Genomic DNA, 14,743 nt, shown 5'->3' on the forward strand with positions numbered 1-14,743 from the left:
AATATTTTTCTCTATAAATAATTAACATGACACGTCAGGTACGGTTGCGCATACGCGCCACATATATCACCGACACCCATAAAATAATCGCAATCACTGGCTGGAAAAAATTCCCACTTGCAAAAAGCATATTCAGCATGGACATGAGGAAAATCAGCACTGTCGCTTTTCGATCTACATCAGCGCTCATCAACGTGTCGAAGTAATAAGTTGCTTTATAAATCAACGTGATGAAATAAATCAACAAGGCACTAAACAAAGGCAATCCTGCAATTGAAATTATATCAAAATATGCATTATGCATCATTGGCAAATCGGGATAACCGAGAGAGCCGGAACCACCAAATACACCCATGCCCCAGAACAGCCTGTTCAAGCCGTAAAAATCGAAGACAATACCAGGCAATTCAATGATGCGATCAAATGCACTTTGCAAGAGGGATACGTCGGATTGAACGTCCTCACCAGCGGCACCTAGCGAACTCTTAAATCCTACTTCAGCAATATCATATAGTCCTGTGCTCCACAAAACAACTGCACCAATAACTAATACAATCACGCCAATCTTAAACAGCTGCTTAAAGGAAACTTTTTCAATTATCGCAATACCTACCGCTGCGATGAAAATATTTGCAATCGCAGCTTTCTGCAGAGAAATAAAGCCGCCAGAAACAATTATGGCTATCAGCAATATTCTTTTCCATCCCTGAAAATAAAAATAGCTCGATATTATGGCCATCCCACAAATTACTCCGTACACGGTCAGGCTTCCTGCGAGTGATGCATATCGAGAAAAACCAGCTCGCTCACTTGACTCAGCAAACCAGTCAATGGGACCGAAGATAAATTGAAAATATAATGACAGGGCGCACAATGCCATGAACTGACTAAAAATCATCCAAAACACATCGACTTTATCGCTCCGGACAACCATTAATGCACTCAAAAATGCCATAATCAAGCTTGAGAAACGGAATATACCGAGTGCAGCACCACCATAATCATCATTGTAAATAACGGACAATAACAAAACATAAAAGAATACACAGCAAAGTATCGCAATAGCAATAACATCACTCTTTGTCAACTTATAGCTCACATAAAACCAGGCACAAGTCGCAAAAAAAATAATGCCCTGAATTGCAACATATGCACTATTTACGTTTCTCAATAAATGAAGGAAAAATGACCATATGAGCAACGATATCAATACATTATAGACTTTAGTCATACCATCCCGCCCCAACACTGGCCTGCGTCAGGCGATCCTCACGCGACCTGACTCCGGCGAGATAATTGCATAGCAACACATAACGATATGCTCGTGAAAAATAGAAATTTCTTTTTGCATCTGTTTTTTTCAAAAATAACTCAACGGCACGACAAAAATATCGATTAAACAGAATCGAGAAAAGGGTTCTTGCCAATACAGTCGAAATTCCTTTTACAGAATAGATCGTCTCGATCATCCTCAGTTTTCGATGCGAATGCACGATTTCTGGTGCCAAGCATGAGAGCATGTACATTCCATCACGTGCCGTGCAAAATATTTTTCGTTTATATTTGACAATATCACCATCATATTCGTGATGATCAATACAAAACCTTCCCATCCTGATTTTCATCCCGGCCTTGAGTATACGCCATGGAAATTCGTGATCCTCGCAACCGTAACCGATAAAACGCTCATCATAAAACAAACCTGCCTGTATCAAATCTGTCTTTTTTGCCACCATATTCATGGAAACAAAACTCCACTGATCCAGCTCCCGAAATGGCCGAGATGAAAAAGTAGGATGCTTTGAATCCCGATAACGATAATAATTACTGCCTCCTACCAGACTGGCAGGGAATCGAATTTCGCCACACAATATGACGCCTGGATTGTTACCCACATCAAGAAAAACATTCTTCAAGTAGTCAGCTTGCGGAACACAGTCATCATCAAGAAAAATCAACAAATCATGACGAGCCTCGCGGATGCCGACATTTCTTTTTTGGGCAACAATATTTTCACATTGCAAATGACGGATATTCAAACACGGATGAACTTCCTGGGCGCGCATGATGATTTCTTCAATTTGTCCGCCACTATGGCTGTCACATACCAAGACTTCAGCCTCTACGCCGGACGGTATCTGTTCAGCCAGACTGGAAAACATCAGTTCTATCTGTTTTTCACGTTTCCAGTAAGGAATAATTATTGATATATTCATTTTCCTTGCTAATTCCTAATTTTTATAGCTGCGTATGCGTAATGCCATACAGATGCCCACTACCAGTTCTACCGCCAGCAATGTCACAGCGCCACCCGTTTCTTTGAGATAGTATGCCGCCGGCGCCACAATTACCAAACTCACTGCTGCTCCAGAAAAAATCGATCCCAGATAACCTTTCATATCGCCGCGAGGAATCATGAACAACAATCCCATCACCGAATTTATCAGAATAAAAAGTGGTGCAAAGGCAAGCACTTTTAATGCCGGGATAGCAGCCAAATACTTCACTCCAAATGCTTTTTCAATGAGAATTTCCGATATGAAAAATAAAACCAAAGAAATCACAAGCAGCATCAATGCCATCCACTTTAATATCTTTGTCGCCAGCGCTCGAGACACCTCCGGCTGATCAATATATAAGGCGTTCACTTTGGGGAAATATGCTTGCAAAATGGGAGAAAATAATCCACACACCGCCTGCTTGACGGTATTTGCGACATTCAAGTAGCCGACCGATTCCGGTCCGGCAACAAATCCGACTACTACCGGCGTCATCAGCGTATACATACTGGTTAACAGTGTCGATGAAAATACCTGGACACCTTCCAAAAATGATTTCCGAATTTCCAGAAATGAAAATTTCACCCAAAACACAAGACGTTCATTATATATCGTCAAGATCGCAAATATTCCGGCCAGTACATTAGGAACAGCCAGCAAGAACATCGCCATATTGATGTCGCCTTCGCCGTTCACCAAGAAATAAAATGATATCAATACGCATGCACGTGACAAGATGGAAAAAGCGGTAATTGAACCCATCTTTTCCAGCCCTTGAAATAACCAAATGGGGTATATTACTGTGCCAATTACCGCTATAAAATTTATAAACAGCAACTCTTTGATTGCACTGTAAGCATCAAATACCGCAATCAAAAACAGCATCACAAATAATGAAATGACACTTAATATTGCTTTCGCCCACATGGTGCGAAAAAAGACATCCGAAATAATACGCTTGTCTTTTCCCGCTATTGAAATACTTTTTGTCGCGCTATAATTAAAACCAAAGTCGGTCAACAAGATCAAAAACTGCATTGTAGCCAAAGAAAAACTAAGAATACCGAATTTCAATGGCCCCAACGTATGCATCAAAAATGGGAAAACCAAAAGCGGCATCAAATAATTAACGCCCTGATTCCCCATAAGGTATACAACATTCAACTTCTGTCGGGAAATCACATCCAATCCCCGTAAAAAAAAGAAATCATTAATTTTATTTTTTTCTAAATGCAAAACCGAATCATCAACACTAGAAAATCACTCTATTTATAATGACTTGGTGTTGCGTAATATGTTACGGGCTCTTGATGAATTTCCGACACGAAAATCGTAATTGCCTTTGGGTATAAACCATTGCCGCTTTAGTGCATCCCATACCTGCAAACGCTCCCGCGCAATTGTCAACTCCACAGTTCGTTGCTGGCCGCTCTGCAAATGCACCTTCTCCCACCCTACCAGACGCTGCGGCGGTTCACCATCGAAGGGGATGGATGCATAAATTTGCATGACTTCAGCGCCGCTGCGACTGCCAGTATTTTTCAGACTAAAGCTGATCTTCACGTCACCATTCTGAGCTAACTCAGTTTTCAGATCCGTATAATCAAAGCTGGTGTATGACAATCCGTAACCAAATTCGAACAATGGTTCGATCTTGTGATGATCGTACCATCGATACCCCATCATCAGCCCTTCGTTATATCTGACACTTAAATTGCTTGATGAAATATTTTTCTGAGGTAAATCTTGTTCCATCTTGGGGAAAGAGATAGGTAACTTTCCCGAGGGGTTAACATCACCAAACAAGATATCAGCGATGGACTCGCCTCCGCTATCTCCTGGATACCACGAAGCCAGCACCGCAGAAACGCTATTCAGCCATGGCATAGTCACTGCGGTACCGTTTTCCAGTACGACCACAGTACGAGGATTCTTTTTCGCCACAGCCTCGATCAATGCGCGTTGATCGTAAGATTGATTGGCGGGATCGGTATGCTGGTCAGGCAACGCCAACGAAACCAGATCCCGCCCTTCGCCGCTGAACTGTGAAGCAAAAATAATTGCCACGTCAGCAGTCGCCGCGGCATCCGAGGCCGCACGAGTATCATTGCCATCAAAATAACGAACTTGAGCAAGCCCAGCCTTGGCCTTGATTGCCTGCAATGGCGATGAGGACGAATATGGAGCACACTCCGAAAACATTTTTTCAGGCAATAAGCAGGCCACAGGATTGTTCACTGAGGCAAAAGGACCACCGGAGCCACCTCCTGCCATTACGCCCACAGAAGCGTGCGCACCGATGACGACGATAGATTTGACAGCCTTGCTATCAAGCGGAAGAAGTCTTTTGGCCTCACCATTTTCGCCTTGATTTTTTAACAAAACAATAGAAGCGTCGGCCACTTTTTTGGCGACTGTACGTCCATCGGCGCGATTTATGATGCCACCAGGAACGGGTGGAGAATCCATAATGCCGACCTGAAACAGCGTTCGCAGCTTCCGTGTCACCATATTATCCAGCCTGCTCATGGAGACGAGGTCAGCAGCAATTGCAGATTTCAGTTTCTGATTAAAGTACGTAGGCTCTCCACCAGCGCCTACAGCATCATCCAGCGAGCCTGGTTGCTCTTCATCCAATCCAGCGTTAGCCGCCCTCACGGTATCACTGACAGCGAAACTCCAGTCGGACTGCACGTATCCCTTGAATCCCCATTCATTTTTCAACACGGAATTCAGGAGATAAGAATTTTCACATGCCTTGACCCCATTGACATAGTTATAAGCACACATGACATTGCCAGGCTGCCCATCCTTGATCGCTATTTCAAATCCGAGCAGGTATAGTTGCCGCATAGTCCGCTCATCGACCACCGAGTCCGAAGTAAACCGGTTTGTTTCCTGGTTATTCAATGCAAAATGCTTGACCGTAGCGATAACCTTCTGCTGCTGCGTACCTAGCGTGCGCTGAGCCAAAAGATACCCAGCCAGTACGGGATCCTCGCCCAAATATTCAAAAGTACGACCGTTCCTTGGCTCCCGGATCAAGTTAATGCCGCCCCCAAGCCCCTCAGCGAAGCCCAACGTCCGCAACTCTCGCCCGATTAAAGCGCCGTACTCAAATGCCATATCCCGATCCCAGCTGGCAGCGAGAGCCAATGTCGATGGCATCACCGTCGCATTCACATTGGCAACCCGGACGCTGGTCGAAGAATCAGCTATGTTGATATCTGGAATACCAAGGCGCTTGATACCAGGAATATAGCCCGCGCCATTCAACGGCGAGGCACCGGGCCCGACCCCATGAACCAATTGGATTTTCTCTTCAATCGTCATTTTCTGTACCAGAGCGGTAGCCCGAGCATCAGGGTTCCCTTCCGCCACACGAGGAACTTCAGCATTATTGTTGCCACACCCCAGGAGAAAGGTAGCAATAAAAAAAACGGCTGACGAAGAAAAACCCGAGGACTGCATTGTTGTTTAACCCTTCTCTATTATTAGTATTGACAATACACATGAAAATTCAATCTCACGCTATGTCCTCCGATGACGGCATTTCAAGTACTCGTTGATCTCTCGAATTTCAATAAAAATAGCTTCAAACGGCAATAAATAGCAGGTCTCGAAGCGGGTAACGGAGGCGACATGAGGAACATAAGGGCATGCAAATGATTGAAACGTCGCTGCTCACCCTTGACAAGAAAACCTCAAAATTGAAGGGCTTGACATTTTATACGAAAATACAGACCCCGATCACAAGCGATTTACATTATTGTATTATTTCCAAAATGGCAAGAAAAATACATAAACAATAAAAGCTTGAAAATAGAATCTCAATAATATCAATAAAATACTGGAATATAATGACAGGAATTATTGATAAAAGTTATTACAAATGAAACTATCGAGGTGCAAATCATACTACCTGCATAATATCATGCAGGATAAACATGATTAGCAAACGCAAAGATAAATCTTACAATTGGATATATTTGTTACAAAGTGGGTTGGCACCGACGCAAACAATCCATACAGAAAATGCAGGCTCAAGTGGCGCATAGGCAGGCAAACTGAAAGTGGCTAGAACACCGATCAAACCGGCTGCGCGTCGTGGTTTGTAGCCAGCGATGCTCACTGTCTCGACGGCTGCGTACATTCGCACAGCTGCGCTTCTCTGCTACAGCTCACTGCCGCTTATCACGGTGCCATTAGGCGCTGCAAATCGATATGGCAGGAAAATATAGCAAATCCACTCTTTCCTGCCACTACCCACATAAAATGAGGACGAAAAGGAACTCAATGGAATAGCCGTATGGAAATACGGTTCCAAAAGATATCAGCTCTTCAACAACCCACCCAGCAACGCTGCCACCTTCTGCTTCGGCTTGGCCGCGACAGGCGCCATGCTGGCGGCAGCCGGGGCTGCTGCCTTGGCAGGCTCATATGGCTTCAGGAACCAGGGATCGGCCTTTTCGCGGCGGGCGCCAGGACCAAAGGCGGGACGCGCACCGCGCTCGGCGGAACGACTGTCGCGGCTGCTGTCGCCAGCATGGCGGCTCTCCGGGGCACGCGCGGGACGCGCCTCGCCACCTTCGCTGCGGCGCGGCGGACGGCGCTCGCTGTCGCTGCTGCGGGCGGGCGCGGGGTTGAAGCCCGTCAATTCACCGCGCTTGATGCTTTGCTTGATGAGTTTCTCGATGTCGGCCAGCAAGCGCTCGTCTTTATCCGAGTAGATCGAAATGGCGTCGCCAGAGGCGCCGGCGCGGCCCGTGCGGCCGATGCGGTGCACATAATCTTCCGCGTTGTACGGCAAGTCGAAGTTGATGACGCAAGGCAAATCGGAAATATCCAGGCCGCGCGCCGCCACGTCGGTGGCGACCAGCACGTCGATCTCGCCCTTCTTGAACGCTTCCAGCGCCGCCATGCGCTCCTGCTGGCTCTTGTCGCCGTGAATCGCCGTGGCGCTCATGCCTTCCTGTTCCAGCACGCGGGCCAGGCGCGAGGCCCCGATCTTGGTATTCGAGAATACGATGACCTGCTTCAGGTCGCGTTGGCGCAGAAGATGGGCGACCAGGGCATGCTTCTGGTCTTCCGTCACTTTATAGACCACTTGCGTGACCTTGTCGGCCGTCTGGTTGCTGCGCGCCACTTCGATCGTCAGCGGATCGTTGAGGAACGTGGCAGCCAGCTTCTTGATTTCTGGCGAGAACGTGGCCGAGAACATCAGGTTCTGGCGTTGCTTCGGCAGCAAGTTGATGATGCGTTGCAAGTCCGGCAGGAAGCCCATGTCCAGCATGCGATCGGCCTCATCCATGACCAGCATCTGCACCTGGCTCAGGCTGATGTTCTTTTGCTCGATATGGTCGAGCAAGCGGCCCGGCGTGGCGATGACGATTTCCACGCCGCCACGCAGGATGACGGTTTGCGGCTTCATGTCCATGCCGCCGAAGACGACGGTCGAGCGCAGCGGCGTGTGCTTGGCGTAAGCCTTGACGTTTTCGGCCACCTGCACCGCCAGCTCACGGGTCGGCGTCAGGATCAGCGCGCGCACCGGGTGGCGTGCCGGCGACATGCTGCTGCTGGCATGCGCCATCAGCAACTGGATGATCGGCAAGGAAAAACCGGCCGTCTTGCCGGTGCCCGTTTGCGCGGCACCCATCACATCGCGGCCTTGCAGCACCACGGGGATCGCTTGTTCCTGGATCGGTGTCGGATGGGTGTAGCCCTGGTCGGTCAGTGCGCGCTGGATTTCAGGCGCGAGGCCAAAGTCGGCAAAGGTCAGGCTGGGAGCAGCGGATACGGTAGGTGCTGGTGCAGGCGCAGCGGCGACGGGCGCCGCTTCAGGGGCAATCGCCGGGCTGGGCGTAGGAGTCGATTCGGTTTCAGACATAAATTTTCTGGTGTGCCTCCGCACTGCGGAAGCCATGCTTTCTCAATAAACAACATTTCGGGGCACAGGCAGCTCCGTCTTGCAAGCCATGGATCATTGTTCTTGCGGCACCTCCGTGCTCCGGGACATGCTGTATGGCGTATGCGGGAGCGTCGAAGAGATGTGCTGCGATGGCGGCGGAGATCGCGCCGGCGGAACATCGCGCGCAGAAGATACAATATCAGTGCTGTAAACGATACCCTAATTCACCGCAACTGTACACGGAAACCGTGATTTTTGAGCAAAAAGCGTTCCAGCAACGGCACGCCGGGATGCCGTATGATGGCAACTGCGATGCCAGCTCCGATACCTCTTCCGCCGCCCCCTGCCCTCACCATGCCCACCCCGCCTTTACCCCACGATCCGCAACCGCAAGCGCCCAGCAAACCGGGCAATGACGAATGTTGCCACAGCGGTTGCACCTTTTGCGTACTGGAAATGTACCAGGAAGACCTGGCCGCCTACGAAGAGGCCCTGAGGGCGTGGCAACAGCGCCAGCAAGCCGCTACCGCGCCCACCACTAAGGGCGTCAAAAAACCGCGCAAGCGCGCTTAATCAAAAGCTTTCCCACTCATCCACTGGCGCCGTGCGACGCGCCGTGTCGGCCAATTGACGCGGCGCCGCTGCCGGCGTCACGGCGGCCGGCGCCTTGCCGAGGACTGGCGCGCGCGGCCGGGTTGCGGCGGCACTGGCCACGTCGAGCTTGAAGATGCTGACCACTTCACTCAGGCTGGCGGCCTGCTCCTGCATCGATTCGGCCGCTGCCGCCGCCTCTTCCACCAGGGCCGCATTTTGCTGCGTCACCTGGTCCATCTGGGCAATCGCCTGGTTAACCTGCTCGATACCGGCGCTCTGCTCGCTGCTGGCGGCCGTGATCTCGCTCATGATATCCGTCACGCGGGTGATGCTGGCCACGATGTCATCCATCGTGCGGCCCGCCTGGTCCACCAGTTTTGACCCCGCCTCGACTTTCTCGACCGAATCGCCGATCAGGACCTTGATATCCTTGGCCGCGGCGGCCGAGCGTTGCGCCAGGTTGCGCACTTCCGTGGCCACGACGGCAAAGCCGCGCCCCTGCTCGCCTGCGCGCGCCGCCTCGACGGCTGCATTCAGGGCCAGGATATTGGTCTGGAAAGCAATGCCGTCGATGACGGCAATGATATCGACGATCTTGCGCGACGAGGCATTGATCGACGCCATCGTGCCCACCACTTCGCCGACGACCTTGCCGCCCTCGATGGCGATGCTCGACGAGGTCAGCGCCATGGTGTTGGCCTGGCGCGCATTGTCCGCATTCTGCTTCACGGTCGAGGTCAGCTCCTCCATCGACGAAGCCGTTTCTTCCAGCGAACTGGCCTGCTCTTCCGTGCGCGACGACAAATCCTGGTTGCCGGCGGCAATCTGGCTCGACGCCGTGGCAATCGTATCGGTGCCGCTGCGCACCTGGCCCACCAGTTTTTGCAAGCTGGCATTCATGTCTTTCAGGGCCTGCATCAATTGCCCCGTTTCGTCTTGCGATTGCACAACGATATGCGCCGTCAAATCGCCAGCCGCCACCTGGCGCGCCACGCCGACGGCCTCGATCAGCGGACGCGCCACGCTGCGCGCCACCCACAGCGCCAGCAGCATGCCGATGACGACGCTGCCCACCAGCAGGCCGATCAGGCTGGCACGCGAGGCCGCATACGTTGCATCAGCGCTGGCGCTCGAGCGCACGCCGCCATCCGTGTTAATCGACACCAGCTTATCGAGGGTCGCCATCATGTCCGCCATGACCTTGGCGGACGGCCCCACGGCCAGCGCGCGCGCCTCTTCCTTCTTCATCTCGCGCGACAGGCTCAGCATGGTTGCATGCAGGCGCATGAATTCATCGTTGAGCGCCAGGAAGCGCTCGAATACTTCCCGCTCGCCCGGTTCGGAAATCAGGCTGCGGTACTTGTCGCCGTCCACCTTCAGCTTGGCCTGGGTTTCCGTCATGCGCGTTTCGTTCTGCGCCATGTCGGCATCCTGCGCGGCCAGCATGTGCGCCAGTTCCCAGCGGCGGAAATCGCTGACATCGCTGCGCATGGACATGGCCGCCAGCACGCTGGGCATCCAGTTGGCGGACAGGTCCGTCGACGCGGTATTGATGCGCGCCATGGAAAAGATCGCCGACACGCCCAGCGCGGCCGTCAACAGCAGCACGGCGCCAAACGACAAGATCAGCTTGGTGGCAATTTTCAGATCAAAAAACCATTTCATGCGTTGCGTTCCTTCATTAGACGGGTAAACGGGACAAGATGGCCGCGCTCCGGCAAATGCACGGCGCGGGCAGTGAGGGCAGGCTGCAGCGGAAGTAAACAGTGATGGAGGGCAAGGACAGCAGCGCATCCCGAAACACCAGTCGAATTTCCGCAGCGCAACATCTTATCACCGTCGTACTGCAGTGCAGAGGGGTTTGATCAAGGTATGCGGCCAAAGTTCACGGGTAGCGGGCAAGGCGGCGTATTTTTTCCAGGCAACGTTGTTTCTACAGGGAAAAATGCAGCAGCAGGCGTAGGAGTCGGATGACACGAGGCAATGTTCCTAGCCTACATAAGCGCGTCGGCTCATCCGATGCCCGTCCGCGGCCCCTGGTCCTATAGTGGATACAAGATTCAGCACAACGCTAGCAAGCCAGAAAAGCAGCGCCATCCAACAAAATCAGAAGACGAGGCCCTACCATGTACAAAGCTTATAGCAACCTGACCCCAGCAACGAATAACCACGCCGCCGCCCAGCACAACTGGCAAGCCGCTCCCGCCACCCCGATGATCAGCATCACGGGCGCACAACAGAACGAATTGCTGCGCGCCTTGTCGCGCACCGATCTGGAGCGCCTGTTCTGCCAACTGGAATTGGTCGCTTTGCCTGCCGGCAAGCACCTGTTCGATTGCGGCGGCAAGATTGAATACACGTACTTCCCCACCAACGCCATCGTTTCCCTGTTGTATGTGATGGAAGACGGCGCCACCACGGAGATCGCCGTCATCGGCCGCGAAGGCGTGGCTGGCGTGGTGCTCTACGAAGCCGAGCGCGCCACCTGCACGGCCATCGTGCAAACGGCCGGCTACGGCTACCGCCTGAAAACAGCCTTCCTGCGCGAAGTGTTCAATGAAGGCGGCGCGCTGGCACAATTGCTGATGCGCTACACCAGCGCCATGTTCGCGCAAATGGCACAGAACGTGGTGGGCGGCCGTCATTGCAGCATCGAACAAAAACTGTGCCGCTGGCTGCTGGACCGCCTCGACCGTTCGCTGTCGAACGAATTAAAAGTGACGCAAGACACCATGGCCAACATGCTGGGCGTGCGCCGCGAAAGCGTCACCGTCACGGCCCGCAAACTGCAGGACGAAGGCTTGATCCAGTACCGCCGCGGCACGGTCGAAGTGCTCGACCGCGAAGGCCTGGAAGCGGCCGCCGGCAATTGCTACAAGGCAGCGCGCGCCGGTTTTGAACAGTTCCGCAGCGGCATCAGCGCACACAATTAAGCACGACGCTGGCAAACGGGCAGGCAAGCGGGTATCGTAGATATTCCTGACTACCCCGGAGACTGGCCATGAAACTGATCGGCATGCTCGACTCGCCCTATGTGCGCAGGGTCGCCGTCTGTTTGCAACTGCAGGGAATTTCCTACGAGCACTTGCCGCTATCCGTGTTCCGCAACATGGATGCCGTGCGCGAGATCAACCCCGTCATCAAGGTGCCGACCTTGGTACTGGACGACGGGCAAGTGCTGATGGATTCCACCTTGATACTCCACTATCTATCGCTGCTGCGTCCGGGCACCACCGTCCCCGCCCTCGCCGACAGCGTGCGCGCGCTGCGCCTGACGGGCCTGGCGCTGGCCGCCTATGAAAAAGCCGTGCAAATCGTCTACGAACGCAAGCTGCGTCCGCTCGACAAGCAACATGCGCCGTGGCTGGAACGGGTCAGCATGCAGCTGCATGCCGCCTGGAACGCGCTGGAACAGGAATGCGCGCACCTGCCCCTGCCTGGCGAGACTGGCAGTATCGACCAGGCGGGCGTGACCATCGCCGTCGGATGGAGCTTCGCCCAGCTGGAAACGCCCGATATCGTCAAACCCAGCGATTACCCGGCCATCCACGCCTACACGCGCTCGGCGGAAACCTTGCCCGCCTTCCTGGCCACGCCGCCAGTCTGACGCGCCGCAGGCTATTTGCCTGCGGCGCCCGGCCCGGGTACAGCGGCGGCTGGATCGAAGTGCCACCAGCCCGGCCTGACATCGTCAAACGAGTGATATTCGGGTGCAAAGGCCGCCTGGGCAGGATCGTCAAAACTGCCCACCAGCAAGGCCACCGTGGGCGCATCGTCGATGGCACCGATGGAACTGCCGCAAGCGGCACAGAAGGCCCGGCTGGAATATTCGGAAGAACGGTAGGTGGCAGGCACACCGGCCGACCCCGTCCAGCGCACTTGATCGCGCGCAAACTCCACCCAGGCCACCGTCGGCGCGCCCGTATGCTGCTGGCAATTTCGGCAGGAACAGCTGTGCGGATTGCCGCCCTCGCCTGTCACTTCAAAGCGCACGGCGCCACATAAACAGCCGCCTGTTTGCACCACATTCTCCATCGCATCTCCTCGTTTGCAGCGTTGCATGCCCTGCCTGCAGATACGTACCCGGTACAATATTGCCATAAACCCACCCTGGCGCAGCCCAATGTGCGTGGCGCCGGCACTATGAAAGAATGAATGGAAGACATCAATTGCGAAGGCTTGCCGCACATCCGCGTACTGGCAGGCGAAAACACCAAGGGTCCCGTGTATGAAACCCTGCCTGCGCGCCAGATCGACGAGCACGTCTACGAACTGCTGGCCTCGCCCGGCCTGACCCTGAACCTGGCGCGCGGCGACATCATCAACATTGCCAACCCGTTGGCCCCTGCCGAAGTACTGAAGCGCGGCGGTAACTTCTGCATCCAGATCTATGCCGACGACGTGTCGCAAGAGGCAGTGGACCAGCTCGAACGCGACGTGCAAAGCCAGTTGGGCGGCACGATGGATGGCCAGTACAAGGGCAACCTCACCTTCAGCGTGCCGGGACATCACGGCATCTACAACGTCAACGGCCCCTTCGACGCCTTCCGCGAAGCGACGGGCGTCGAATGGTACTTCGCCAATATCTACGTCAACCTCGACGACGACGATGATGAAACCTTGCTCAACTGGTGGGTGGATATGTAAGCCTATCAGAACCTGCGGCAGGGCAACCATGCGGCGCTCTTCATGCGCCAGGTACCTGGCGGCATTGAAATTTTCGGCCAATGGCGCAATCACAAACCCGGCGCCCGCGTGATCTACTTCGGCCGTTCGGCGGCGGGCATCGGATGAAGCCGCTGGCATTAGCCATGGCGGCCACGACGATGCGGCCCGTTGCCGCCGTTTCTTGTCCACAAGCAGCTCCCTCGACCTGGAACCTGCCCGCCGCCAGGCTCGACGGTGTGCGCATACTGTCCCATCCCGCGAATCAGCCGCCGGAGACCGCCGAAGCCTTGCCTATCCGCCCAGCGAAGGGACACGTGCCGGCACCTTGTATCAACGCTGGGCTATCAATTTTGATGCACCCCGCTATCTGTTTCTGGTGGACTGCCTGTATGCCGGTACCGAGCGCTACCTGCGCATGGATTTGCCAAGAGTCAAACAGTGCATCGAGGCCCTTGAACAGCGAACGAAAATGGTCAGGTTTCAGTGCAAATAGACGACTCGCTAGTACTCCTCAGCGCAACCGAACTCATCGCTACGTGCTACGATGCAAGACAAGTTCCTTTCAATGACACGCCATGAAATACAAGCTATTCCTGTTTGACCTCGACGATACCCTGCTCGACTTCCGGGCATCCGAAAAACGCTCGTTCCTGCACACCATGGACCAACTGGGCTTGCACGAGGGCATCGACGCGCTGTTTTCCCAATACCAGGCGATCAACATCGACCTGTGGAAACGTTTCGAAACGGGCGACGTGAGCAAGGATTTCCTGAAGGTAGAACGTTTCCGCAAGACGTTTGCATTGAACGGCATCGCCATCGATCCGGAACTGGCCAGCCGGCTGTATCTTGACTCCCTACCGGACACGGTCGTGCTCATCGACGGCGCCAAACAAGTGTGCGAAACCCTGTCGCGCATCGGCGAAGTGGGTATCATCACCAATGGCGTCGAATCCATCCAGAACCGCCGCATCGCCGCCTCCGGCCTGAGCGACTGCATCTCCTTCGTCGCCACCTCCGAAGCGTGCGGCCACGCCAAGCCGGACGTGCGCTTCTTCGAATACGCGGCCAACATGGCGCGCGCATGCAGCAAGGACGCGACCATCATCATCGGCGACCGGCTGGACGCCGACATCTTCGGCGCCAACCGCTACGGCATCGACAGTTGCTGGTTCAATCCGGATAGCATGGCCAATACCTCGACTGCCATCCCCACCTGTGAAGTGGCCAGCCTGCATGACATCGTACCAATGCTGGACATGATGCAAGTCAAACTGAAACAGGCTTGATCTAC

General features: G+C 53.6%; 13 protein-coding genes. 6 read left to right on the forward strand and 7 right to left on the reverse strand.

Annotation, left to right across the window (positions count from 1 at the left end; all coding sequences use genetic code 11):
- Positions 1-34: 34 nt before the first annotated feature.
- The 5 genes from LSO07_RS24965 to LSO07_RS24985 all read right to left on the reverse strand — a co-directional run bounded on the left by LSO07_RS24965 (position 35) and on the right by LSO07_RS24985 (position 8,166).
- Complete coding sequence (locus tag LSO07_RS24965) at positions 35-1,231, reverse strand: hypothetical protein (RefSeq protein WP_151096888.1); 1,197 nt, start codon at positions 1,229-1,231, stop codon at positions 35-37.
- Positions 1,224-2,216: a glycosyltransferase gene (locus LSO07_RS24970; RefSeq protein WP_151096889.1), complete on the reverse strand. Its 993-nt coding sequence runs from the start codon at positions 2,214-2,216 to the stop codon at positions 1,224-1,226. The genes LSO07_RS24965 and LSO07_RS24970 overlap by 8 nt, the downstream gene beginning before the upstream one ends.
- A 15-nt stretch (positions 2,217-2,231) precedes the next feature.
- On the reverse strand, positions 2,232-3,515 hold the full coding sequence (locus tag LSO07_RS24975) for an oligosaccharide flippase family protein (protein ID WP_151096890.1): 1,284 nt from the start codon (positions 3,513-3,515) through the stop codon (positions 2,232-2,234).
- A gap of 33 nt (positions 3,516-3,548) precedes the next feature.
- Complete coding sequence (locus LSO07_RS24980) at positions 3,549-5,612, reverse strand: beta-glucosidase family protein (RefSeq protein ID WP_191909759.1); 2,064 nt, start codon at positions 5,610-5,612, stop codon at positions 3,549-3,551.
- A gap of 1,000 nt (positions 5,613-6,612) precedes the next feature.
- The gene (locus LSO07_RS24985) at positions 6,613-8,166 is read right to left on the reverse strand and encodes a DEAD/DEAH box helicase (RefSeq protein WP_151096892.1); all 1,554 of its coding nucleotides are present in this window, start codon (positions 8,164-8,166) and stop codon (positions 6,613-6,615) included.
- 375 nt (positions 8,167-8,541) lie between these two features.
- Between LSO07_RS24985 and LSO07_RS24990 the strand changes: the two genes are divergently transcribed.
- Positions 8,542-8,760, forward strand: coding sequence for an oxidoreductase-like domain-containing protein (locus tag LSO07_RS24990; RefSeq protein WP_099394780.1), 219 nt, complete (start codon positions 8,542-8,544; stop codon positions 8,758-8,760).
- On the opposite strand, the gene LSO07_RS24995 is transcribed toward LSO07_RS24990, so the two are convergent.
- Positions 8,761-10,446, reverse strand: a complete 1,686-nt coding sequence (locus LSO07_RS24995) for a methyl-accepting chemotaxis protein (protein ID WP_151096893.1) — start codon at positions 10,444-10,446, stop codon at positions 8,761-8,763.
- 548 nt (positions 10,447-10,994) lie between these two features.
- On the opposite strand from LSO07_RS24995, the gene LSO07_RS25000 reads away from it, so the two are divergent.
- Together LSO07_RS25000 and LSO07_RS25005 are read left to right on the forward strand one after the other, a co-directional pair.
- Positions 10,995-11,714 (forward strand): Crp/Fnr family transcriptional regulator, encoded by a 720-nt coding sequence (locus LSO07_RS25000; protein ID WP_034779829.1) that lies wholly within the window; start codon positions 10,995-10,997, stop codon positions 11,712-11,714.
- Between the two features lie 68 nt (positions 11,715-11,782).
- Complete coding sequence (locus LSO07_RS25005; protein ID WP_151096894.1) at positions 11,783-12,388, forward strand: glutathione S-transferase; 606 nt, start codon at positions 11,783-11,785, stop codon at positions 12,386-12,388.
- A gap of 11 nt (positions 12,389-12,399) precedes the next feature.
- On the opposite strand, the gene LSO07_RS25010 is transcribed toward LSO07_RS25005, so the two are convergent.
- A complete protein-coding gene (locus LSO07_RS25010) occupies positions 12,400-12,816 on the reverse strand; it encodes a GFA family protein (protein ID WP_151096895.1) in 417 nt (138 codons plus the stop codon).
- A 120-nt stretch (positions 12,817-12,936) separates the two neighbouring features.
- Between LSO07_RS25010 and LSO07_RS25015 the strand changes: the two genes are divergently transcribed.
- From LSO07_RS25015 to LSO07_RS25020, 3 genes are all read left to right on the forward strand, one after another.
- Entirely contained in the window at positions 12,937-13,428 is a 492-nt protein-coding gene (locus LSO07_RS25015) for a DUF4265 domain-containing protein (RefSeq protein WP_151096896.1), read from the forward strand.
- A 42-nt stretch (positions 13,429-13,470) separates the two neighbouring features.
- Positions 13,471-13,575 (forward strand): hypothetical protein, encoded by a 105-nt coding sequence (locus LSO07_RS28480; protein ID WP_191909760.1) that lies wholly within the window; start codon positions 13,471-13,473, stop codon positions 13,573-13,575.
- A gap of 449 nt (positions 13,576-14,024) precedes the next feature.
- On the forward strand, positions 14,025-14,738 hold the full coding sequence (locus tag LSO07_RS25020) for a YjjG family noncanonical pyrimidine nucleotidase (protein WP_151096897.1): 714 nt from the start codon (positions 14,025-14,027) through the stop codon (positions 14,736-14,738).
- Positions 14,739-14,743 lie beyond the last annotated feature (5 nt).

Source organism: Janthinobacterium sp. PLB04, from assembly GCF_021165895.1.
Taxonomy (GTDB): domain Bacteria; phylum Pseudomonadota; class Gammaproteobacteria; order Burkholderiales; family Burkholderiaceae_D; genus Janthinobacterium; species Janthinobacterium lividum.

Excerpts from the sequence above, each read along its gene's own strand:
- LSO07_RS24995 (WP_151096893.1), bottom strand. The coding sequence starts at position 10,446 with ATGAAATGGTTTTTTGATCTGAAAATTGCCACCAAGCTGATCTTGTCG.
- LSO07_RS24970 (WP_151096889.1), bottom strand. The coding sequence starts at position 2,216 with ATGAATATATCAATAATTATTCCTTACTGGAAACGTGAAAAACAGATA.
- LSO07_RS24965 (WP_151096888.1), bottom strand. The coding sequence starts at position 1,231 with ATGACTAAAGTCTATAATGTATTGATATCGTTGCTCATATGGTCATTT.
- LSO07_RS25015 (WP_151096896.1), top strand. The coding sequence starts at position 12,937 with ATGGAAGACATCAATTGCGAAGGCTTGCCGCACATCCGCGTACTGGCA.
- LSO07_RS25010 (WP_151096895.1), bottom strand. The coding sequence starts at position 12,816 with ATGGAGAATGTGGTGCAAACAGGCGGCTGTTTATGTGGCGCCGTGCGC.
- LSO07_RS25005 (WP_151096894.1), top strand. The coding sequence starts at position 11,783 with ATGAAACTGATCGGCATGCTCGACTCGCCCTATGTGCGCAGGGTCGCC.
- LSO07_RS24985 (WP_151096892.1), bottom strand. The coding sequence starts at position 8,166 with ATGTCTGAAACCGAATCGACTCCTACGCCCAGCCCGGCGATTGCCCCT.
- LSO07_RS24980 (WP_191909759.1), bottom strand. The coding sequence starts at position 5,612 with ATGACGATTGAAGAGAAAATCCAATTGGTTCATGGGGTCGGGCCCGGT.
- LSO07_RS24990 (WP_099394780.1), top strand. The coding sequence starts at position 8,542 with ATGCCCACCCCGCCTTTACCCCACGATCCGCAACCGCAAGCGCCCAGC.
- LSO07_RS25020 (WP_151096897.1), top strand. The coding sequence starts at position 14,025 with ATGAAATACAAGCTATTCCTGTTTGACCTCGACGATACCCTGCTCGAC.
- LSO07_RS28480 (WP_191909760.1), top strand. The coding sequence starts at position 13,471 with ATGCGCCAGGTACCTGGCGGCATTGAAATTTTCGGCCAATGGCGCAAT.
- LSO07_RS25000 (WP_034779829.1), top strand. The coding sequence starts at position 10,995 with ATGATCAGCATCACGGGCGCACAACAGAACGAATTGCTGCGCGCCTTG.